The sequence below is a fragment of the Thiomicrospira aerophila AL3 genome, assembly GCF_000227665.2.
GTDB classification, from domain to species: domain Bacteria; phylum Pseudomonadota; class Gammaproteobacteria; order Thiomicrospirales; family Thiomicrospiraceae; genus Thiomicrospira; species Thiomicrospira aerophila.
The window spans coordinates 309,703-330,363 of record NZ_CP007030.1 but is presented as its reverse complement, the minus strand read 5'-3'; the positions used below and the strand labels follow the sequence as shown (position 1 = coordinate 330,363).

The 20,661-nt window shown below is 45.8% G+C and carries 21 protein-coding genes, 1 tRNA gene and 1 rRNA gene; 8 read left to right on the top strand and 15 right to left on the bottom strand.

Going from position 1 to position 20,661, the window contains the following annotated elements:
* The first annotated feature begins 61 nt into the window (after positions 1 to 61).
* Together ppk1 and ppx are read left to right on the top strand one after the other, a co-directional pair.
* The gene (gene ppk1 / locus THIAE_RS01605; RefSeq protein ID WP_006459749.1) at positions 62 to 2,206 is read left to right on the top strand and encodes a polyphosphate kinase 1; all 2,145 of its coding nucleotides are present in this window, start codon (positions 62 to 64) and stop codon (positions 2,204 to 2,206) included.
* Between the two features lie 113 nt (positions 2,207 to 2,319).
* Positions 2,320 to 3,837, top strand: a complete 1,518-nt coding sequence (gene ppx / locus THIAE_RS01600; RefSeq protein ID WP_006459748.1) for an exopolyphosphatase — start codon at positions 2,320 to 2,322, stop codon at positions 3,835 to 3,837.
* A gap of 4 nt (positions 3,838 to 3,841) precedes the next feature.
* On the opposite strand, the gene THIAE_RS01595 is transcribed toward ppx, so the two are convergent.
* Together THIAE_RS01595 and THIAE_RS01590 are read right to left on the bottom strand one after the other, a co-directional pair.
* Positions 3,842 to 4,942, bottom strand: a complete 1,101-nt coding sequence (locus THIAE_RS01595; protein WP_006459747.1) for a flavodoxin domain-containing protein — start codon at positions 4,940 to 4,942, stop codon at positions 3,842 to 3,844.
* A 3-nt stretch (positions 4,943 to 4,945) separates the two neighbouring features.
* Positions 4,946 to 5,470: a hypothetical protein gene (locus tag THIAE_RS01590; protein ID WP_006459746.1), complete on the bottom strand. Its 525-nt coding sequence runs from the start codon at positions 5,468 to 5,470 to the stop codon at positions 4,946 to 4,948.
* A 197-nt stretch (positions 5,471 to 5,667) separates the two neighbouring features.
* Between THIAE_RS01590 and pyrE the strand changes: the two genes are divergently transcribed.
* Positions 5,668 to 6,315 (top strand): orotate phosphoribosyltransferase, encoded by a 648-nt coding sequence (pyrE, locus tag THIAE_RS01585; RefSeq protein ID WP_006459745.1) that lies wholly within the window; start codon positions 5,668 to 5,670, stop codon positions 6,313 to 6,315.
* Positions 6,302 to 6,835: a SixA phosphatase family protein gene (locus tag THIAE_RS01580; protein ID WP_006459744.1), complete on the top strand. Its 534-nt coding sequence runs from the start codon at positions 6,302 to 6,304 to the stop codon at positions 6,833 to 6,835. The genes pyrE and THIAE_RS01580 overlap by 14 nt, the downstream gene beginning before the upstream one ends.
* A 6-nt stretch (positions 6,836 to 6,841) precedes the next feature.
* Here THIAE_RS01580 and THIAE_RS01575 read toward each other — a convergent pair whose 3' ends face one another.
* The 3 genes from THIAE_RS01575 to THIAE_RS01565 form a co-directional block, all read right to left on the bottom strand.
* Complete coding sequence (locus THIAE_RS01575) at positions 6,842 to 7,609, bottom strand: sulfite exporter TauE/SafE family protein (protein ID WP_006459743.1); 768 nt, start codon at positions 7,607 to 7,609, stop codon at positions 6,842 to 6,844.
* A 180-nt stretch (positions 7,610 to 7,789) separates the two neighbouring features.
* Positions 7,790 to 8,704 carry an acetylglutamate kinase gene (gene argB, locus THIAE_RS01570; RefSeq protein WP_006459742.1) on the bottom strand — a complete coding sequence of 305 codons (915 nt, stop codon included), beginning with the start codon at positions 8,702 to 8,704 and terminating at the stop codon, positions 7,790 to 7,792.
* A 14-nt stretch (positions 8,705 to 8,718) separates the two neighbouring features.
* Entirely contained in the window at positions 8,719 to 9,204 is a 486-nt protein-coding gene (locus THIAE_RS01565; RefSeq protein WP_006459741.1) for a YajQ family cyclic di-GMP-binding protein, read from the bottom strand.
* A 199-nt stretch (positions 9,205 to 9,403) separates the two neighbouring features.
* Here THIAE_RS01565 and THIAE_RS01560 point away from each other — a divergent pair, with 199 nt between their 5' ends.
* Entirely contained in the window at positions 9,404 to 10,183 is a 780-nt protein-coding gene (locus THIAE_RS01560; protein ID WP_006459740.1) for a DUF4395 domain-containing protein, read from the top strand.
* Here THIAE_RS01560 and coaD read toward each other — a convergent pair.
* Genes coaD through THIAE_RS01540 form a run of 4 tightly spaced genes read right to left on the bottom strand, consistent with a single transcriptional unit; the run spans position 10,176 to position 14,005 of the window.
* The gene (gene coaD / locus THIAE_RS01555; RefSeq protein WP_006459739.1) at positions 10,176 to 10,655 is read right to left on the bottom strand and encodes a pantetheine-phosphate adenylyltransferase; all 480 of its coding nucleotides are present in this window, start codon (positions 10,653 to 10,655) and stop codon (positions 10,176 to 10,178) included. The genes THIAE_RS01560 and coaD overlap by 8 nt on opposite strands.
* Positions 10,656 to 10,678: 23 nt before the next feature.
* On the bottom strand, positions 10,679 to 11,299 hold the full coding sequence (gene rsmD, locus THIAE_RS01550; protein ID WP_006459738.1) for a 16S rRNA (guanine(966)-N(2))-methyltransferase RsmD: 621 nt from the start codon (positions 11,297 to 11,299) through the stop codon (positions 10,679 to 10,681).
* Entirely contained in the window at positions 11,286 to 12,626 is a 1,341-nt protein-coding gene (locus tag THIAE_RS01545; RefSeq protein WP_006459737.1) for a M16 family metallopeptidase, read from the bottom strand. Before THIAE_RS01545 ends, rsmD begins: the two co-directional genes overlap by 14 nt.
* Complete coding sequence (locus THIAE_RS01540) at positions 12,626 to 14,005, bottom strand: M16 family metallopeptidase (protein ID WP_006459736.1); 1,380 nt, start codon at positions 14,003 to 14,005, stop codon at positions 12,626 to 12,628. The genes THIAE_RS01545 and THIAE_RS01540 overlap by 1 nt, the downstream gene beginning before the upstream one ends.
* 183 nt (positions 14,006 to 14,188) lie before the next feature.
* Between THIAE_RS01540 and ftsY the strand changes: the two genes are divergently transcribed.
* From ftsY to THIAE_RS01525, 3 genes are read left to right on the top strand one after another with little or no spacing between them, the layout of a single operon-like run.
* On the top strand, positions 14,189 to 15,274 hold the full coding sequence (gene ftsY / locus THIAE_RS01535) for a signal recognition particle-docking protein FtsY (protein ID WP_006459735.1): 1,086 nt from the start codon (positions 14,189 to 14,191) through the stop codon (positions 15,272 to 15,274).
* A 1-nt stretch (position 15,275) separates the two neighbouring features.
* The gene (locus THIAE_RS01530) at positions 15,276 to 16,052 is read left to right on the top strand and encodes a hypothetical protein (protein WP_006459734.1); all 777 of its coding nucleotides are present in this window, start codon (positions 15,276 to 15,278) and stop codon (positions 16,050 to 16,052) included.
* Positions 16,036 to 16,662, top strand: a complete 627-nt coding sequence (locus tag THIAE_RS01525) for a transglycosylase SLT domain-containing protein (protein WP_006459733.1) — start codon at positions 16,036 to 16,038, stop codon at positions 16,660 to 16,662. The genes THIAE_RS01530 and THIAE_RS01525 overlap by 17 nt, the downstream gene beginning before the upstream one ends.
* A 95-nt stretch (positions 16,663 to 16,757) precedes the next feature.
* Here THIAE_RS01525 and fabB read toward each other — a convergent pair whose 3' ends face one another.
* From fabB to rrf, 6 genes are all read right to left on the bottom strand, one after another.
* The gene (fabB, locus tag THIAE_RS01520) at positions 16,758 to 17,981 is read right to left on the bottom strand and encodes a beta-ketoacyl-ACP synthase I (protein WP_006459732.1); all 1,224 of its coding nucleotides are present in this window, start codon (positions 17,979 to 17,981) and stop codon (positions 16,758 to 16,760) included.
* A gap of 1 nt (position 17,982) precedes the next feature.
* Complete coding sequence (fabA, locus tag THIAE_RS01515) at positions 17,983 to 18,498, bottom strand: 3-hydroxyacyl-[acyl-carrier-protein] dehydratase FabA (protein ID WP_006459731.1); 516 nt, start codon at positions 18,496 to 18,498, stop codon at positions 17,983 to 17,985.
* Between the two features lie 146 nt (positions 18,499 to 18,644).
* A tRNA-Thr gene (locus THIAE_RS01510) sits at positions 18,645 to 18,720 on the bottom strand.
* Between the two features lie 66 nt (positions 18,721 to 18,786).
* Positions 18,787 to 19,578 (bottom strand): type III pantothenate kinase, encoded by a 792-nt coding sequence (locus THIAE_RS01505; RefSeq protein WP_084332751.1) that lies wholly within the window; start codon positions 19,576 to 19,578, stop codon positions 18,787 to 18,789.
* Positions 19,579 to 19,591: 13 nt separating this feature from the next.
* Positions 19,592 to 20,374 (bottom strand): biotin--[acetyl-CoA-carboxylase] ligase, encoded by a 783-nt coding sequence (locus THIAE_RS01500; RefSeq protein ID WP_025299254.1) that lies wholly within the window; start codon positions 20,372 to 20,374, stop codon positions 19,592 to 19,594.
* Between the two features lie 70 nt (positions 20,375 to 20,444).
* Positions 20,445 to 20,560 (bottom strand): 5S ribosomal RNA (gene rrf, locus THIAE_RS01495).
* Positions 20,561 to 20,661 lie beyond the last annotated feature (101 nt).

Here is a 20,661-nt window from a genome sequence, read left to right as displayed (position 1 = left end):
TTTAAGTTAAAATAAGGGGATAAATATTTTCATTCAATCTGCTTTTGCCGCGAGGACTACCATGACAGATACGACTCAACCTACATCGCCTGTGCAACCCATTTATATCAATCGCGAACGCAGTTTGCTGGAGTTTAACCGCCGCGTATTAGCTCAAGCTAAAAATGCCCAGGTGCCTTTGTTAGAGCGCTTAAAGTTTTTGTGTATTTCCAGCTCGAATATGGATGAGTTTTTTGAAGTACGTTTAGCCAGTTTAATCGAACTGGCTAAAGAGCCTGCGGCGCGGACCCACCCAGATAACCTCGTCCCACGCGATGCGATAGCGCAGCTCACTGAGGCAGCGCATGATATTGTCAAGGATCAATATTACACCCTTAACCATATTTTGATTCCCGCGTTGGAAAAAGAAGGGATTCGCTTTGTACGCCGCAACCATTGGAATGAAAAACAAAAAGAATGGATTCGCAATTACTTTTTGGATTCATTAAAGCCAGTACTTAGCCCAATGGGTCTCGACCCGTCGCACCCTTTCCCTAAAATTCTTAACAAAAGTTTAAATTTTATTGTTTCCTTAGAAGGCAAGGATGCGTTTGGGCGTTCAAATGGTTTGGCTATAGTGCAGGTGCCACGGTCATTACCGCGCTTGGTCAAGCTGCCGCCTGAGGCGACAGATGGTGACAACGATCTCGTGTTTTTGTCGTCTATCCTGCATTCCAATGTCGCTAATTTATTCCCTGGTATGACGGTGACCGGTTGTTATCAATTTAGAGTAACGCGTAACACCAATTTATTTATTGACGAGGAAGAAGTTGATGACATTATGAGCGCCCTACAGGGCGAGTTATATGGTCGTCAATTTGGCGATGCGATTCGTTTAGAAGTGGCCGATAATTGTCCACCGGCGATGATGGATTATTTGCTCGACCGCTTTAAACTGGACGAGACCGCCTTGTATCAGGTGCATGGCCCAGTCAACTTGCATCGCTTAGATGCGGTGCCGAATTTAGTCAATCGTCCGGATTTAATGTTTCCGCCTCATGTACCCAAGCCGTTTAAGCCCAAGCCGGTGAATAAAAACCCCTTCCGCTTGTTCTCGCGCAAAAAAGACGGTGAAAGCTTATTTCAACATATTGCTCGCCAGGATATTTTGCTGCATCACCCCTATGATGCCTTTACCCCGGTCATTGATTTCTTAAATCAAGCGTCTAAAGATCCCGATGTATTGGCAATTCGAATGACTCTATACCGTACCGGTGAAAAATCGGCGATTATTGATGCCCTTGTGCGCGCCGCCAAAAATGGCAAAGAAGTCACCGCAGTGGTCGAGTTACGCGCCCGCTTTGATGAAGACAATAACATTCAACAAGCGACCCGCTTGCAAGATGCCGGAGTGCATGTAGTTTATGGCGTGGTGGGCTATAAAACCCATGCCAAAATGATTTTGGTGGTGCGCCGTGAAGACTCCAAATTACGCCATTATGTGCATTTAGGCACAGGTAACTACCATCATATCACCACGCGTTTTTATACTGATTTTGGATTGTTTACCTGCCACAAGGACATCGGCAATGATGTCACCAAAATCTTTCAACAACTCACCAGCTTAGGCAATACCAAAGATCTAAAAGTCTTGTTGCAATCTCCTTTTACCCTGCATTCCGGCATGATTGAACGGATTCAGCGTGAGGCTGAAAACGCGCGCAATGGTAAGCCCGCTCGCGTGATTGCCAAAATGAACGGTTTGCAAGAAAAGCAAATTATTGATGCACTTTATGAGGCGTCACAAGCCGGTGTAAAGGTCGATTTGATTGTTCGTGGCATTTGTTCGTTAGTGCCAGGTGTGCCAGGCTTGTCTGAAAATATTCAAGTGCGCTCAATTATCGGCCGCTTTTTGGAACACCATCGTGTCTATTATTTTGAAAATCACGGCGGCGAACCCGAGTTGTATTGCTCCAGTGCCGATTGGATGAGCCGAAACCTATTAGCGCGCGTGGAAACCTGCTTCCCAATTCTGGACCCGCAGTGCTTTCAGCAAGTCTTTACTGAAGGATTGGCTTTATACTTAGAGGACAATACCTCTGCCTGGTTATTGCAGCAGGATGGGCATTATGAACTGGTTACGCCTCCCTTGAGTGATGATGAACCGACTGTCAATGCGCAACAGCAGTTGATTAGTCAATATCAAGGCGACCCAAGTGCCAGCTAGTAACAGTTCTATCCCATTTTTGACAGCGCAACCAGCCAATTTGCTTGGTTGGTCGCTAAAAAATGGGGTACACTTGAATCCTTGCCTTTCCCCCATTGTGAACAAAGATACTTATGAACGAGAGTCCGGAATCTGATTTATACGCGGCCATTGATTTAGGTTCAAACAGTTTTCATATGATTTTAGCGCGCCAGCGTGATCATCAACTTCAGGTAATCGATAAGCATAAGGAGATGGTGCGTTTACGTTCCGGCCTGGACGCCCAGGGCTGGTTATCGGATGACGCCATTGATAGTGCGCTGAGTTGTTTAACTCGTTTTGGCCAGCTGATTAAACATTTGCCGGTACAAAACATCCGCGCCGTAGGCACCAACACGCTACGCAATGCGCAAAATTCGCGCAGTTTTTTACGCGCCGCCCGCGAGGCACTAGGTCATCACATTGAAATTATTTCTGGACAAGAAGAAGCGCGACTGATCTTTTTAGGCGTGGTGCATGGCCTTCCCAAAAGCAATGAACAGCGACTTGTCATGGATATTGGCGGCGGTAGTACCGAATATATTATTGGCCAGGGTTTTGACAACCAACATCTAACCAGCACCGAAATGGGCTGTGTCAGTTTAACCCAATCTTGCTTTGCCGATGATGTGATTACCGCTGACCGCATGAGTCGAGCAATTGCGAGCGCACGTCAAATCTTACGGCCACACCGCAAAAACCTGACCAAACAAGGCTGGGATAGCGCCTATGGGGCGTCGGGAACCATCAAGTCGATTAGCCAAATTCTGGTGGATAATCAATGGAGCAGTGATGGCAGCATTCAGCTTTCGGGTTTACAACAGCTGCGTGGCGAGTTAATAAAAGCCGGTAGTGCCATGGATGCCACTATTGCTGGTTTAAAAGATGACCGTCGCCCTGTCATTGCCGGCGGTTTAGCGATTTTAATCGCCACCTTTGAAGAGCTCGGTATTGCCAGTATGCTGGTAAGCCAAAATGCATTACGTGAAGGCCTAGTGTTTGATACCTTGGGTCGGTTGCATAATGAAGACAGTCGCGAACAGAGTGTGCAGGCGATGCAAAACTGGATGCGGGTCGATACGGCGCAAGCCAAACAAGTCGCCCAAACAGCGCGCCGCTTGTACCATCAAGCACACAATACTTGGCAGCTGCACGATACCGAATACAACTATCCAAAACTGCTGGAGTGGGCCGCGCAGTTACATGAATGCGGAATGGCCATCAGCTATAAACGCTATCGTCACCATTCAGCCTATCTGCTCGAAAACACGGATCTCGCCGGTTTTACCAACCAAGAAAAACAAATGCTCGCCGCTATGATGCTCAATCATCGCGGTAAATTTATTAAAGAAGCCTTTGATAACTTGTTTGAACCCCACAATACCAAATTAATATTTTTAACCGTATTGCTTCGTTTAGCGGTGCGCATTCATCGCGGTCGTGATTTAGATTCACCTGAGGTGCTATTGCATATTGATGCCAGCTCTTTAGAGCATCGGTTGAGCTTAGTGTTTGAGGAAGGTTGGTTAGCGCAACATCCACTGACCGCGATGGATTTAGATATCGAAGCTAAACGTCTTGAAGCCGCGGGGTTTTATCTGACCATTCAATAACGTCTTAATACACATCTAATGCAATGCGGCCACTTTTGCGCGCATCTAACCAGGCCTGGTCTAACGCGTCTGCCGCATACAGCCCATGATTTAACCAGGCCTGCTTAATCGCCGATTCGACGCCTTTTGCCAAGCCAAGTTTACTGCCACAAACATAAATATGCCCTCCGGCTTGCCACGCATCTAACCAGGCCTGCTGCTTAAGTAAGGCATGCTGCACATAATAAGGCGTTGGATAGTCAACCGGCTGTGGATCACGTGAAAAAGCCGTAACGAGTTGTAGCAGGCCTGCTTGTTGCCACCCGCTAAGTTGTGCTTGAGCTAGAAAACGTTGCGCGGCATGGGTTTCACCGAAATAGAGTTGATTGTAGCGAGCACCTTGTGCTGCACGGGCTTGCATAAACCCTAAAAACGGTGCTAAACCTGTGCCTGCTGCCACCATAATCACCGGCGTGGTTGGATCAACCGGCAGTTTAAATTGTGGGTTAGGTTTAATCGCTATCTCAAACATAGCATTGCGATTAGCGGTGGTATCGGCACTGGCTAAACTGGTCGAAGTTACCCCATATCGGGTACGGCCATGCTGGTGAATTTCAAGTTGTTTGAACAGAATCTGCAGTTGGTTAGGCGCCGAAGGATTGGGCGCACTGGCAATCGAGTAATAGCGAGGCAACAGCGGCGTTAGCAATGGCAACAGCTCGACTCCCAGTTGCGCAATATCGGGGTATTCAATTAATAGATCAAGCAAATCGCGGCTGTCGGCATACGCACGCATCGCGTCACGATCTGGCCAATAACTCAAGCCCAACTGACGGCTCAACTTGCCGAGCAGCGCAGGATCGAGCAAGGTAATTTCAAGATGATGAATTAAAGCATCAAGCGCACTGACATCGCCGTGGCGGCGCAAGGTTACTGGCGTTTCAGGATCAAGATTCAATTGCGCTAAAATCGCCCTCGCCCACGCTGGCTGATTAACACCGGTTACTGTTACCCAGTCGCCCGGTTCATAAACCAATGGTGAGTCGGCCTCAAGGGTAACGAGCCAAGCAGGTTGCGGCGAGTCAGGATGGGTTTGCAACCACTTTTCAATAACACGTGCATGCATGAACTAGCTAAATCCAGCTACGAGTTTAAGCATCCAAGGTGCGGCCACTAAAATGGTCACCGCTGAGGCCAAGCCGGCCATCAGACCTAATACCAATTGCGGCAAAATACTCATTTGACGAATTTCAACCTGTTCAAGTTGGCGTTCAACCCCATCGAGCACCGCGATTTGGCGTTTCAAAATCGTGTTAAGCGTTTGGATTTGTTTAAACAACAAAGCCTGCTCTTCTTCCAGTTGCGCTTTAGAACGACGACTAAACTGCTCAATATGGCGCGTTTGTGTGCCCATATCGCGCATTTGCTCAGATAGCTGCGCAATGGCTTTGTCCATTTGCTGGACTAGGTTTTGCAGGGCGGTTTTGTCTTGATTAAGCCATTCGTAATCTGGATTGAGCATATCAGACAAATCGATGTCTTCTAAGTAACTGGCTCCATTGGCTTTTTGTTTACCGCGATTTTTTTTAATTGCCTGTTCGAGCAATACACTTTTTGAACCCAGAGGTTCGACCTTACGTAAGTCGATTGCCATGTGTCCTGCCTCGCTGCGCGTTCATGATGGTATGGGATGGTTAATAGGTTAATTAATTCAATAATCAGTAGTTTAGCAAGTCCCAGGCCAGCTTAACAGAGCTAAGCGCAATCTGCGATGAAAAAGGCTTGCCAGATGCAACATCGCCCTCTATGATTTGAGGCATTATTTTTAGCGTATTAACAAAGGTTGTCATCATGAATAAAGCAGACTTTATCAATTTTATTGCCGATGTCGGTGTATTGAAATGGGGTGAATTTACCCTAAAATCCGGCCGAATTAGCCCCTACTTTTTTAATGCCGGTTTATTCAATACCGGTGCGCACCTAGATCAACTATCTCAAGCCTATGCTGCAGCCATTGCTGCGTCAGGTGTGGAGTTTGATGTACTATTTGGCCCGGCTTATAAAGGGATTCCACTCGCCGCTACAACCAGTGTTGCCTTAGCACGTGATCATGGCATCAACAAGCCTTATGCCTTTAACCGTAAGGAAATTAAAGATCATGGTGAAGGGGGTCAAATTGTTGGCCATCCCCTTAACGGGCGTATTTTGATTATTGACGATGTAATTACTGCGGGCACTGCGATTAGGGAGTCGATTGATTTAATTCATCAACATGGGGCTACCCCTGCTGGCGTAGTGGTCGCATTAGACCGTATGGAACGCGGCCAAGGTGAGTTATCCGCCATTCAAGAAGTCGAGCAACAATATGGCTTACCCGTGATGAGCATTTTAAATCTGAATGACTTGATTGCCTATCTAGCCGATGGCGCGAAACAATCAGGCGAAGCTGCGACCTTATCCGCTATGCAAGCTTATCGTAGTCAATATGGTGTCAAATAATTGCCGTCAATTACTCTTGTGGCGTCATGCTAAGTCAGATTGGTCTGATTCGAGCCTCGCTGACCATGACCGCCCGCTCGCGACGCGTGGAGTAAAAGCCGCGCAACGCATGGCGAACTGGCTTCTATCAGAAAAGCTGATACCCGAGCAGGTGCTATGTTCTTCTGCTGTGCGCACCAAACAAACCCTTGAGTTTTTAACCCGACTGCAACCTATTCCAACCACATTCGATTCGCAGCTGTATCATGCCGAACCCGACCAAATACTTGCGATTATCAGCAAGGTCAATCCAGATATTAAGCGTTTAATGCTGGTGGGGCACAACCCAGGCTATGAGCAGCTGGAAAAGCAGTTAAATGCGCAAACAGATCATCCAGCTATGCAAGCCAATAAAGTCATGCCTACTGGCGCTATCGCCCTGTTTGAGTTCGATGGCGATTGGCAGGATTGCCCAGGCCTTTCAATGCGATTAGTCACGCTAGTGCGGCCCAAGACGCTAACGCACAAGTTCATCGCTTAACGCCTATTAACTCCCAAGTGACCAGGCCTGGTAGATGAGCGCCATGCCCACTAAAATGGTAATCACTTCAAATGCACGTTTAACCAGCTTATTGCCTTTGACTATCGACAAATGCGCGCCTAAATAACCGCCAATTAGCGACCCTAAAATTAACGCGGGCAGCCAGCTCCACATAATGTCACCTAAAATACCCAAGGTTAAAGCGCCCATGCCGTTCCAAAAAATGCCAACTAACACCAGGGTATAGGCAACCGCCGTTTTATAATCAAGACCAAACCAACGCACTAACCACAGTGTGACAAATAATCCCGTACCGGAGGTGAGTGACCCATTTAGCACGCCAATCATTAAAATCACAATACCACCAATTAGCAGGCCTGCTACTTGGCGATTTTGCGGCTGTGAAATTTGTCCTAGTTCAGGCTTTAGCCAGGAATAAATGCCTAAACTGAGAGTTAGCAACCCCAGAGCCAAGGTCGCCCAACGTTCGTCTACCTGTAAAATAAAACTAGCGCCAAGCACGACACCGGGTAACCCACAAGCTAGAATAAATGCCGCAAATCGCCAATCAAGCGTTGAACTGCGCCAATGTCGCGCGGTTGCCCCCAAGCCTAAAAACACACTGGCGACCTTATGCGTTGCTAAGGCCACCCCAAACGGCAACCCTAGAAACAACAAAGCCGGCAGCTGTAGCAAGCCTGCGCCGCCACCGGCTAGCGCGGATAATAAATTCGCTACCAGCGAAATAAAAAATAACAAAACTTGTTCTAACACAGACGCTTCCAAATAAAAAAGCGAAACCTCAAATTAAGAGACTTCGCTTTTAGTTGATGTTGCAGACTCAAAGCTAGAAATAAAGGGCGTAATCCTCTAGTCTGCCGACGCCTCTTTTTGCGCAGCAAAAAGCCGAAGGAGGCCGCGCTAGAGGGTGAGAGCCCTGACCGTTAGAGCGGTTTAACGTGCGGTAATTAGGGTACCCACGCCTTCATCGGTAAAGACCTCAAGCATCACCGCATGATCTACGCGCCCATCAACAATGTGTGCCGCTTTTACACCACCTTGTACTGCATCTAGGGCACATTGAATTTTGGGTAGCATGCCGCCATAAATCGTGCCATCAGCAATCAGCTCATCAACCATCTTAGCATTTAAACCTGTTAACAATTCGCCTTGCTTGTTTAGCAGGCCTGGTGTATTGGTGAGCAACATCAGTTTCTCGGCCTGAAGGGCTTCGGCCACTTTACCGGCCACTAAATCCGCGTTGATATTATAAGAATGCCCTTCTTCATCAACACCCACTGGCGCGATAACCGGGATAAAGTCGCCTTGAATCAACATATCAATCACGCCGGTGTTAATTCGTGACACTTCGCCGACATGACCAATATCAATAATTTCTGGTTCATCCATATCAGGCGTAAATTTGGTGACTTTTAATTTTTTCGCCATGATCAAATTGCCATCTTTGCCGGTCAAGCCCACCGAGTTACCTCCATGCTGATGAATCAGGTTAACAATTTCTTTGTTGACCAAACCACCTAACACCATTTCGACAATATCCATGGTTTCGGTATCGGTGACTCGCATTCCTTGCACAAATTCAGATTCTTTGCCGACACGTTTTAACAGGTCACCAATTTGTGGGCCGCCACCATGCACCACCACCGGGTTCATGCCTACCAATTTCATTAACACGATATCACGCGCAAAACTAGCCATTAGGTGATCTTCAGTCATCGCATTACCGCCGTATTTAACGACAATCGTTTTACCCGCAAAACGCTGAATGTAGGGCAACGCCTCGGCTAATACCGAGGCAATATTTTTGGCTTGGTCTTTATTAAGGTTCATGGTTTTTTGTACTCTCATGGTAGCAGGCCTGGTTAATCACGGAAATTATTAAACTGGAGCGGACGCTCAAAATCTTCTTGCCCTTTTAATAGGGCGATTGCTTCTTGCAAATCATCGCGCTTTTTACCGGTCACGCGAACTGAATCGCCCTGGATTTGCGCCTGTACCTTCAACTTGGCATCTTTAATGATTTTGATAATTTTTTTAGCCACCGGTGTATCCAACCCCTGATGAACAATCACACTTTGCTTGGCGGTTTTAAGCTGAATATCAGGGTCTTTGAGTTCAATCGCGCGTAGATCAATACCACGTTTACTTAACTTTGATGTTAATACACTATACATTTGGTCGAGCTGAAACTCTGACTCGGTATGCATTTTAATCTCAAGGTCTTTGAGCTCAAAATGGGTATCGGTGCCCTTAAAGTCAAAACGTGTCGTGACTTCTTTATTGGCTTGATCAACGGCGTTAGTGAGTTCGTGTTTATCTACTTCAGAAACAATATCAAAAGAAGGCATGGGCTATCCTTAGTATCCTTGGTTAACGTAAATCATGGGCGTATCTTATCATATTCCTTGCTCATTACTTTGTTGCGCACTGGCAAAGTGAGCGCTAAGCCATCCGATGACCCCATTAAGCTTTTCTATTAGAGTTTTAGGGTGGGCCAGGCGTAATATAATTAAACAATAATATATTTTCCTACGATTGGAGCCTAGCATGTGGCAAGCCTATTTAAATGCACTACAAAATATATGGTTTCGTGACCCCCGCGAACAATCTCTATATATCAACGATATGGCCGTGCGAATCCGCGCGGGCATATTATTAGCTATCCCTCTCTATATGGGCTTAACCCTTTATGATGCAATTTATTTTCCGACTTGGATAGTCGATGGCAATACCTCCGTTGATACCTACGAACTTGATTGGGAAGGACGAATTATTTACCAGGTTGAGGCGGTACGTCGTACCTACGATTGGACTATTCAAACTTGGGTATTATGGTATGCCTTATTTGAGATGATTGCGGGGATGTCTAAATACCTCTCGCGTTTATCACCGACTATTTTAATTGCCAGTTTATTAGCCGCCAATAAGCCCGCAATTTGGAAGCCTTTAGTACCAAAACGCTTTGCTTGGACGCTTGGCAGTACTTTTATTATTGTCTGCTTAATCTTTTTTAATCCTGATGTGTTTGCGCGCTGGATCAATAGTTTGACCGGCCAAACCCTACTGCCAACTCATTACAACTATATGCCTTTCTGGATTCCGACTACACTGGTTTGGATTTGTATTGCATTTATGTGGATGGAAGCCATACTAGGTTTTTGCGTCGGCTGTAAGATTCATGCCTTGCTGGTGAAAATGCGCATCCTTAAAGAAGAATGCGAAACCTGTAACAATATTGATTGGGATGAAATTGCACGACGCCATCAGGCTAAACAAGCGGCGGCGGCGCCAACCAGCATCCAAAACGCACCCGATAAAACTAGTTAAATTTTGCTTGCAGTGCCTGGTTGACACAATCAGGCACAAAATCCGTCACATCGCCGTGCAAACGCGCAATCTCTCGCACCAAACTTGATGAAATAAAGCTATATTGTTCAGCGGGGGTCATAAACATGGTTTCCACCTGGCTGGCCAACTTACGATTCATTGATGCCAGTTGAAACTCATATTCAAAGTCCGAAACCGCTCTTAATCCACGCAAAATCACCTGCCCATGCACCTGTTGTACAAACTCGACTAAAAGACAATCAAACCCGCGTACTTCGACATTATCTAGCCCCAAGCAGGCCTGCTGTGCCAGAGCAATACGCTCTTCTAAATTAAACAAGGGTTGTTTATTTTGATTTTCGGCCACAGCAATTATCAGCTTGTCGTAAAAAGGACTGGCACGCTTAATTAAATCAGTATGTCCGCTGGTAATCGGATCAAAGGTGCCGGGGTAAACAGCCGTTACGCTCATATCGAATGGTCTTCCTTGTGTGTCTAATCAGTGACTTCACTATCTTGTCGCCACAGACTATAGCTAACTTGTGAAGTGGTTTTTTCACGATGGCAATACCAATGGGACGGCATGCTTGGCCAAGTTTGCCCTTTTTCTTGCTCTAAGTAAAGCCATGTCTGCGCGTGCATCCAACCAAAGGTCTGTAAGCGTTCCAGCGTTTGCGCAAGTAACCCCAACATAAATGGCGGGTCAACGAAAATGATATCGAATGCCTGGTCTGCACTGCAAGGCTGTTGCAGCCATTGCAGAGTATCAGTAGTAATAACTCGCGAACGCGCCGTTGCCAGGCCTGCATGCTGCCATTGGACGAGATTGGCTTGTAAACAGGCGACAACGTTCGGACTTTGCTCTAAAAAAGTGACCGATGCCGCCCCACGTGAAAGGGCTTCAAAACCAAGGGCACCCGAGCCGGCAAACGCATCCAAACACTGTTTACCGGCAATATCAAATTGCAACCAGTTGAACAGCGTTTCTCGAACCCGATCACTGGTTGGCCGCAAACCAGGCCGCTCCAGCACAGTGAGTTTGCGTCCGCGCGCCTCTCCGCCAATAATTCGGACCTGCCCAGTCGCTTGACCAGTTGTTCGCTTAGGGCGTGTCATTGAGCACCGGTTGACCTACCATTAGGGTAAATAACTTATCAGGGTGGATATGTCGGCGCCAAGCTGCCAAGACATCGGCTTTTTCCAGTTCGGCTATTGCGGCTGGAAAGGCTTCTAAATAATCTAAAGGTAAGTCATAAAAGCCAATCATAGTTAAGTAGCCTAAAATTTTGCTATTGGTATCAAAGCGCATGGGCCAGCCACCCAATAGGTTTTGTTTGATGTCGGCAAACTTTTGATCATCAAAGTCCTCTAAAAAGCCTAGTAGGGTTTCTTTAACCACCTGATCGGCTTCTTGCGCTTGGTTATTGGCGGTAGACAAGCCAATCATCCAAGGCCCCGCTTCGCGCATGGGAGCAAAAAAACTAAACACACTGTACACCAAACCGCGCTTTTCGCGCACTTCTTCGACGAGTAACGATGCAAAGCCACTGCCCCCAAGTAAGTGATTGCCTAAAAATAAGGCGTAGTGGTCTGGGTGTCCACGCTCAACACCCAACTGTCCGGCAAAATATTGCGTTTGATTGGCCGTAAATTCCACCACTTCTAAACCAGGTGTCACCGGCTCCGGTTTAGCAAGGGCTGGTGCTTTAACCCCCGTTCCCAAACGCTCACTCAGCTTTTGTGCAATAGCTTCTGCTTGTGCGCGAGTTAAATCGCCGACTATGGCAATTTGCGCATTTTGCGCGACATAAAACTGTCGATAAAAAGCGTCCAAATCCAACGGTGTGAGCTGTTCGATAACCTCTTGCTGACCTGCCACATCGTGCGCATAAGGATGGTCTTGATAAAGACGTTCCCAAAAGACTTTTCGCGCATATTGCCCAGCTACTTCATCGGCTTGCTGCATGGCTTGCAATAAACGTACACGATCGCGCTGCATAATATCAGCTGGAAATTCTGCATCAGTAATCACTTCGGCAAACAAATCAAGCGCGGCGGTAAGCAGCGGCTCGCGTGTCAGCGTACGCAATGAAAAACTAGTCATGTCACGATTCACATTGGAATTAAATACCGCGCCTAAATCGTTAAAGCCATCTGCGATCGCTTGCTCATTACGCTGACTGGTCGCCAACCCAACCATATTGCCCGTAAAGTTGGCTAGACCCGGTTGCGTGCCATCTCGTGCACTGCCGGCATCAAATACCAGCTCGATATCCATCATGGGTAATTCTGGTGTGGCGACAAACATGACTTTGACGTCTTGTTGGGTCTGCCAAGTTTGAATATCCAATTGGGCAAAAACTGGCCAACTCATACTGAGAATTAACGTGGCTGCCGCGGATTTAAATACAATGGCTAAGCGATTAAGTGTTAAGTTTTTCATTAGTGTGATCTCCCCCCAAAGTCAGGTCTGGCAGCTGGACGACGATTCGTTTCACCACTGGGTTCTAAAATCGCGACGGTAGATTGATCCAGTTGCAAGTATCTATTCGCAACCTGCTGAATCTGTTCCGGTGTGACCTGGCGTAAGTTATCCACATAGTCATCAAACGTACTGGCTGGCAATCCAACGCTGACCAGCATACCTAACATATTGGCTTGGGATTGAATCGAATCTTGACTAAACACGTGTGCCGCTTCAGCTTGCGCCAGCACACGATTTAGTTCTGCTTGGGTGACCGGCTCATTTTGCAAACGGGTAATCTGCGCTAACAAAGCCTCCTCCAGCTGAGCCACACTCACGCCAGGATTAGGCTGCGCACTGAGCGCAAACTGTGATCCTAACCGCCCCAAAAATCGATAAAAACTCCCCGCAGAACTGGCAAGTTGCTGATCGCGGACTAAGGCTTGCGTCAATAGTGAACTGTCGTTGCCACCCAAAATACTACTTAGTACCGCTAAGGCATACACATCAGCAGGATCTTCGGCCGTTACCAGACTTGGCGCATGAAAACCAATTAACAAACTGGGGACAGGTACGGCATCTTTGAGAATAATCCGGCGTTGCCCTTGTTGCGGAATTTCAACAGCGGAACGGGGTGGCGCAATGTCACGCGCAAGAATCTGACCATAGGTTTGCTTGGCATAAGTTAACACTTCGTCAGGCGTGATATCCCCGACCACCACCAATGTGGCATTACTAGGTGAATACCAACGGTCGTACCAGGCCTGCAAATCCTCAAGCGTGTAGTTTTTAATATCATCCATCCAGCCGATAATAGGATTACGTTCTGGACTACTCATAAACGCAGTGGCTTTGAATTGCTCAAATAAACGCGCACTCGGGCGATCATCAATGGCCCAAAGTCGTTCTTGAATCACCACATTACGCTCTGGCTGAAACTCTTCTTCAGTGAGCTTAAGATTGGCCATACGATCGGCTTCCATTTCCATCACCCGACCCAAGTGTTCTCTACCAACGATTTGAAAATAGGCAGTATAGTTGGCCGAGGTAAAGGCATTGTCTCGCCCCCCTAGACGCGAAACTTCGCGCGAAAACTCACCGGGAGCCATATTTTCAGTACCTTTAAACATCATGTGTTCAAGCATATGAGAGATACCAGTTAAGTGGGTAGGTTCATAGTTGGCGCCGACGCGATACCAGACCTGGTGCACCACAATGGGCGAACGATGATCCGATTTTACAATCACTTGCAAACCATTATCGAGCTGCGTTTCAAATAGCGTCGATGATTCAGTGGCGAATGCATGACCGCTCAGTGCCAATAAAATACTCAGCCCCCATCCTTTTAAGCTTGGCATACTGCTCTCCTTTCATGCTTGCTAAATTATGTGTAGTCGTGTTGCGCCCATTATTGCAAGACGATCTGTGCCGCCAGGCATTTACAGTGCAAAAAACAATAAGTTATTTATAATAGGCCGATATATCTTTTACAAGGGGCGCCGTCGAGTGCGTCACATTTTTCCTAAATTACCGAGACCTGTATGTTTGATTTTTTTAAAAAGAAACCTATTGTAACTGAGCCCAAGCTTGATAATGTCAATAATCCCATGTTGGATCAGCCTGCATCAACAGACCGCACTGAAGCACAGACAAACCTGAAGGAAACTGAGAAGGTAGCGGAAACACCCACAAAAACAGGCTTATTTGCTCGCCTTAAAGCGCAATTAACCAAGTCGCGCGAGGCCTTTACCTCAGGTTTATCACGATTATTTTTAGGCAAAAAACAGATTGATGATGAGCTATTAGAAGAGCTAGAAACCCTGTTATTACAAGCCGATGTGGGCTTTGAAGCTACAACCCAGATTATTGATGCTCTGACCGACCAGGTGTCACGGCAAGTGCTAAAAGATCCGCAAGCTCTATTTGATGCTTTAGCCGAGCAACTTGAAGCGATTTTAAGCCCTGTAGAGCAGGCTTTAGTGATTCATGCGGATGCCAAACCTCATGTGGTTTTAATGGTCGGCATTAATGGTGCTGGCAAAACCACTACAATTGGTAAACTGGCCAAATATTTACAAAATCAGCAGCATAAAGTGATGTTAGCCGCTGGCGATACCTTTAGGGCTGCCGCAGTAGAGCAGCTGCAAACCTGGGGAGAGCGCAATCAAATCCCAGTAATGGCGCAAAAAACCGGTGCTGACTCTGCGGCGGTGATTTATGATGCGATTCACTCTGCAAAAGCGAAAAAAATGGATGTGTTACTGGCCGATACGGCGGGGCGCTTGCATACCCAGAACAACCTAATGGACGAACTGAAAAAGGTCAAACGAGTCATACAAAAGTGCGATGCCGATGCGCCGCATGATGTGTTACTGGTACTGGATGCGTCTATTGGTCAAAACGCCCTCAATCAAGCGAAAGAATTTCATCAAGCCGTTGGTGTAACAGGCCTGGTTATTACTAAACTCGATGGTACCGCCAAAGGCGGCGTCATTTTTAACTTAGCTCAAACAATGGGGATACCGGTTAAATTTATCGGGGTAGGTGAAACCCTTGCTGACTTGCAAGTCTTTAATGCGAAGGCGTTTGTGGATGCCTTTTTAGATCGCCCAACTGCAGGTCAATAACGTGTCAAAACCGGCTGCAATGGCATATTGGTCGCCTGCCCAGCAACGTGCTTATCAGCAAGGATTTAGCCTCGCCCTGCTGATGCAAAGTGAAGCAGGCCTGCTAAACAAACCTGCACCACCCTTATCAATTAGACATGATCCCGCTTTACTGCACGCTTTTGAGCAAGGCTATCAAGTTGGTCTGCAACAACCCAAACAACGCCGTTACCAAGGGATGATGCCCTGGACTAAAATGCGCCAACTGCTATTTTTTTTGATGGTGATCTTAGCAGGCCTGCTTGTCGTCATCATAATGGCACCGAACGATGAGAGCATAGCCGAATCGGCAGCAGAACCAACGCAAGTGGATAACGCTCAGCAAACCACTCGCGCTAGTGAGTTTTTTGTGCCTACTGAACTGGATGACTTTGCGCTCTTAACCCATCAAGAACGCGAGATTCTGCTTAACTTACAAGCCGGCCTGCCGAACCTCGCGTATTCGCACATGGATTCAGTAGATAAATCCGTTTTATCGTTTGCTTTGTTACTAGATGCGCACGGCCTAATCGATAATGAGCCCTGCCGAGCTTTATTCATTTGGCCGGTGATTTGGCAGGATAACATTAGCTTAATCTGGATTTTTGATGATAAAAATCAGTATGAGCAAAATAGCTGGCATGAAGCTTTTTTTCCACCTAAAATAGGTGATTGGCAAGTGTTAATACTTAAAGATAATTTACCTATTGCGCATCAATTTTTTTACTATGGAGGCCACACACTTGAGCTACTTGAGTAAACTAGGGCTAGCAGGTTTGGTGCTTGGCACCTTGATCTTGAATGGCTGTGCGACCAATCGCAACCCCCCTCCTGAACTTCATGACAATGTCTGTGAGTTGATCAAGCATGATCGGCAATGGTACAACGCGGCAAAACGCTCGCAAGATAAATGGGGTACATCGATTGCCATTCAAAAAGCTTTTGTGCATCAAGAATCTCGATTTGTTCATAATGCTCGCCCCCCTAGACAAAACCATTTAGGTGTCATTCCAGGACGACGAGCCTCTAGTGCTCTAGGCTATGCGCAGGCACTAGATGGCACTTGGTCTGATTACCAACAAGCAACGGGCAACTTTCGCGCGCGTCGCACTAATATTGATGATGCCCTTGATTTTATCGGTTGGTATAACAGCCTATCGCACTCTCGCAATGGTATTGCGCTCAATGATCCTTACAACTTGTATTTAGCTTATCATGAAGGACATGGCGGGTTTCGGCGTAAAACTTATGAACAAAAACCCTGGTTAATGTCTGTAGCCAAACGTGTTGAACAACGCAGTATCAAGTATCAAAATCAACTCAATCAGTGTCGCTTACCTGCACAACGTTGCTTATTTGGTCGCTGCTAAGACAGATTTGATTTAGAGGGCGTTTTAAAAGGCGCACCAAATAAAAAGGCGGTGATTAAACCGCCTTTGATGGATGAAGTAAATTGCGTTGATGACTAGCTTGTTTTATAACGCTCAACCACTAAGGAAGCATTAGTTCCACCAAAACCAAAGCTGTTACTCATAATACGGTTAAGCCCCGCGTTATAGATGGTCTCAGTCACAATGGGCATGCCTTCGCATTCAGGATCCAAGGTTTCGATATTAATAGAAGGGGCAATAAAATCTTCTTCCATCATCAATAAACTATAAATAAGCTCATGCACACCTGCCGCGCCCAACGAGTGGCCCGACATGGCTTTTGTTGAACTAATCTTTGGAACGTTATTACCAAACACTTCTCTAACTGCAGCCATTTCTTTGGTGTCACCTACAGGTGTACTGGTGCCATGGGGATTAATATAATCAATCGGACCCGCTACCGTACTCAACGCTTGACGCATACAACGTACCGCACCCTCACCAGAAGGAGCAACCATATCATAGCCGTCAGAGTTTGCACCATAACCTACAATTTCAGCATAGATTTTGGCGCCCCGCGCAAGCGCATGCTCTAATTCTTCAACCACAACCATGCCACCACCACCCGCTATCACAAAACCATCGCGGTTAGCATCGTAAGTACGTGACGCTTTTTGTGGGGTGTCGTTATATTTAGACGACAAGGCACCCATCGCATCAAATAATACTGACATAGTCCAGTGAAGCTCTTCTCCACCGCCAGCAAACACCACATCTTGTTTTCCAAGTTGGATTTGCTCAACTGCTGTTCCGACACAGTGTGCACTAGTTGAACAAGCAGAACTGATAGAGTAATTAATACCTTTGATTTTAAACGGTGTTGCAAGACAAGCCGACACCGTGCTACCCATGGTACGAGTCACCATGTAAGGACCTACACGTTTAACGCCCTTTTCACGAGTAATTTCGACTGCTTGCGTTGAGTTAGAATTTGAGCCTCCGCCAGAACCAGCAATAATACCGGTTCTCTCGTTCGAAACCATTTCTGGCGTTAAGCCAGAGTCAGCAATTGCTTGCTCCATGGCAATGTAGCTATAGGCTGCGGCATCACCCATGAAACGTAATTGTTTACGAGGAATAAGGTCTTCAAAGCTAAGATTTTTGATAGCGCCATGGATTTGTGAACGCATACCGTTTTCAGTGTACTCAGGTGCGGCAACAATACCCGACTTGCCTAGTTTTAATGATTCTGCGACCTCTTGTTTAGAATTACCCAAACTCGAAACAATACCTAAACCGGTGATAACAACTCTTTTCATTTTAAAAACTATCCGTATTGGTAAACAAACCGACTTTTAAGTCCGTAGCGCTGTAAATTTCGCGACCATCTACAAATAGCTTGGCATCACCAATGCCCATATAGAGCTTACGCTTAATTACACGCTTCATATCAATGACATATTCTACTTTTTTAGCTTTAGGTAAAATCTGTCCATAGAATTTAACTTCACCTGAACCTAGTGCACGACCACGACCAGGCCCACCTGTCCAACCAAGGAAAAACCCAATTAGCTGCCACATCGCATCTAAACCGAGGCAACCTGGCATAACGGGATCTTCATTAAAATGGCACTCAAAAAACCATAAATCAGGGGTGATATCCAGTTCAGCTTTAATAATGCCTTTACCGTAAGCACCGCCTTCTTCGGATATTTCAGTGATACGATCAAACATAAGCATCGGTGGCTTAGGAAGCTGGGCATTGCCAGGACCAAATATCTCACCACGACCACATTGAAGTAACTCTTCTCGACTATAACTTGATTGCTGATTCATGTTTTTTCCATATAAAATTTTGGCTATTATATCAGCCTTCATGGGCTAGGCAAAGCACACAAATTAGAAACTAAAATTTGGAAAATAACAACTACAGGAATTTAAGGGAAATTAAAAAAGAAAAAGAAAATAGACTTGAAAATAAATGGTGCCGACAGAGGGACTCGAACCCCCAACCTACTGATTACAAATCAGTTGCACTACCAATTGTGCTATGTCGGCATTGCGCGCTATTATAAATAGGTTTAAATTAGTGTCAATAAGTTTTAAGAAAAATTAACAGAAATCTTAATTATTTCTGCTAACCAGCTTATTTGCTTGTGCATAAAGGGCCAACCCTTTAAGGACTAGGTGAGGATCGTATTGCCAGTCACTATTAAGATATTTCAAGAGTAATGGGCCTTCTCCACCCGTAATCACCTTGCATACTTCTGTTTGCTTATCTATTTGCCGCTCAAATTGTGCAATGGTACCGACCGCTGCAGCTAACAGGCCTGCAGTTATACCCGCAGTGGTATTTTTAGCGATACAAAGAGAGTTTGGTAAAGGGGAATCAGGGACTAAGAGGCTAGTTTGCTGACTCAAACATTGTCTTGATTTACCAATACCTGGAACGATCCACCCACCCTGGTAAACAGCACCAGCATCAACATAATCAAGCGTCATTGCACTTCCTGCATCAATAAGGAGTGCAGGATAACCATAATCAGTAGTTAAGGCCACAAGCCCCAACCAACGATCAATCCCAAGTTGGGCATAATTATCGTAGCTATTAACAAGCTTATTAAAACGCTGACCCGTTCTTGCTTGATAAATCGGTCGGTCAACTAAGGTTACCCATGATAATAGAGATTCCTTAATTGTTGACTTAGCAACAGAACACAACCAGATTTCTTCAATGCTTACTTGAATATTAGCTAACTGACCTGTAGCTGATATTAAATCAGACCAAGCCTGGTCAGCGACCTTGCCTGTATCAAAAATCTGCAGACTGGCACTATCACATAATCCCCAATTCAAGTGGGTATTGCCCAGATCAAGCAATAATATGGCCTTTCTCATTAGTAAGCTCTTAATCATTTATGAAAAGCTATTAAACAAAGCGACGAAGTTGAACTGCGCCCGAATTAACCTTAATAATATTAGCAGGACTGGAAGGATTATAAATCAGCGCCTCACCAGACTGATCAAGTCCCAAGTAAGTTCCTATAATCACATCACCACTAGGGTATTGGACACGAATAGTCTCGTTTTGCCTGAAGTAATCAGACTTCTGCCAATCAATTATATTTAACAAACTATAGTCGATCTGACCTTGATATAAACACTCATTTAATGGCTCCATCAATGCTTTAATGAGGTTTGTTGCACATAGGTTAATTAACTGAATTCTGTCTAGAGTAGATGACAGAGAAGTGACAGGGTAATCTAACGGGACACTCACTAGCGGCAGAGATAAATTTAAACCAAATCCAATAACAATAGCAGATTCGTCATGATTAGTTTTAACTGCCTCAATTAAAATACCACCCGCCTTACCACCATCAATAAAAATATCATTAGGCCATTTGACTTGTATTAACTGATCCGTCACCGTTTCTAAACTACTCGCTAAACTCAGTGCGATAAATTGGGATAAACCGCTTGTTGTAAGAAATTTGCTAGGAACTGATAACATCAACGACATCATAAGATCATTATGATTTGAGCACCAAGCTCGTCCCTGCTGACCATATCCTTGATGCTGATATGCTGAAGAACATAAAACAGGCTTAGAAGTAAAACCTGCTACCTTTTTTAAAAAGCTGCTTGTTGAATCAAGTTCACGAAAATTGAATATATAGTAAGGATAGGGCTTTGACATGATTAATGACATGATTAAATACTAAAACCGGAGTGAAAAAAAGGCAAAAAAAACCCCTCATATGAGGGGTTTAGGATGTGGAGCTTGGCGATGACCTACTCTCGCATGGGGAGACCCCACACTACCATTGGCGCTGGAACGTTTCACTTCTGAGTTCGAGAAGGGATCAGGTGGTTCCATTCCGCTATGGTCGCCAAGCAATTCGGTTTTGTAAACGCCATAGGCCTTTACTAAAATTCTTTGCTTAGGAATTGATCTCTTCAATTCGGTAACATGCCTTGATTATCTCAAGCTCACAT

Coding starts and splice junctions, on each gene's coding strand:
- ppk1 (WP_006459749.1), top strand. CDS start 62: ATGACAGATACGACTCAACCTACATCGCCTGTGCAACCCATTTATATC.
- ppx (WP_006459748.1), top strand. CDS start 2,320: ATGAACGAGAGTCCGGAATCTGATTTATACGCGGCCATTGATTTAGGT.
- THIAE_RS01595 (WP_006459747.1), bottom strand. CDS start 4,942: ATGCATGCACGTGTTATTGAAAAGTGGTTGCAAACCCATCCTGACTCG.
- THIAE_RS01590 (WP_006459746.1), bottom strand. CDS start 5,470: ATGGCAATCGACTTACGTAAGGTCGAACCTCTGGGTTCAAAAAGTGTA.
- pyrE (WP_006459745.1), top strand. CDS start 5,668: ATGAATAAAGCAGACTTTATCAATTTTATTGCCGATGTCGGTGTATTG.
- THIAE_RS01580 (WP_006459744.1), top strand. CDS start 6,302: ATGGTGTCAAATAATTGCCGTCAATTACTCTTGTGGCGTCATGCTAAG.
- argB (WP_006459742.1), bottom strand. CDS start 8,704: ATGAGAGTACAAAAAACCATGAACCTTAATAAAGACCAAGCCAAAAAT.
- THIAE_RS01565 (WP_006459741.1), bottom strand. CDS start 9,204: ATGCCTTCTTTTGATATTGTTTCTGAAGTAGATAAACACGAACTCACT.
- THIAE_RS01560 (WP_006459740.1), top strand. CDS start 9,404: ATGTGGCAAGCCTATTTAAATGCACTACAAAATATATGGTTTCGTGAC.
- coaD (WP_006459739.1), bottom strand. CDS start 10,655: ATGAGCGTAACGGCTGTTTACCCCGGCACCTTTGATCCGATTACCAGC.
- rsmD (WP_006459738.1), bottom strand. CDS start 11,299: ATGACACGCCCTAAGCGAACAACTGGTCAAGCGACTGGGCAGGTCCGA.
- THIAE_RS01545 (WP_006459737.1), bottom strand. CDS start 12,626: ATGAAAAACTTAACACTTAATCGCTTAGCCATTGTATTTAAATCCGCG.
- THIAE_RS01540 (WP_006459736.1), bottom strand. CDS start 14,005: ATGCCAAGCTTAAAAGGATGGGGGCTGAGTATTTTATTGGCACTGAGC.
- ftsY (WP_006459735.1), top strand. CDS start 14,189: ATGTTTGATTTTTTTAAAAAGAAACCTATTGTAACTGAGCCCAAGCTT.
- fabB (WP_006459732.1), bottom strand. CDS start 17,981: ATGAAAAGAGTTGTTATCACCGGTTTAGGTATTGTTTCGAGTTTGGGT.
- fabA (WP_006459731.1), bottom strand. CDS start 18,498: ATGAATCAGCAATCAAGTTATAGTCGAGAAGAGTTACTTCAATGTGGT.
- THIAE_RS01505 (WP_084332751.1), bottom strand. CDS start 19,578: ATGATTAAGAGCTTACTAATGAGAAAGGCCATATTATTGCTTGATCTG.
- THIAE_RS01500 (WP_025299254.1), bottom strand. CDS start 20,374: ATGTCATTAATCATGTCAAAGCCCTATCCTTACTATATATTCAATTTT.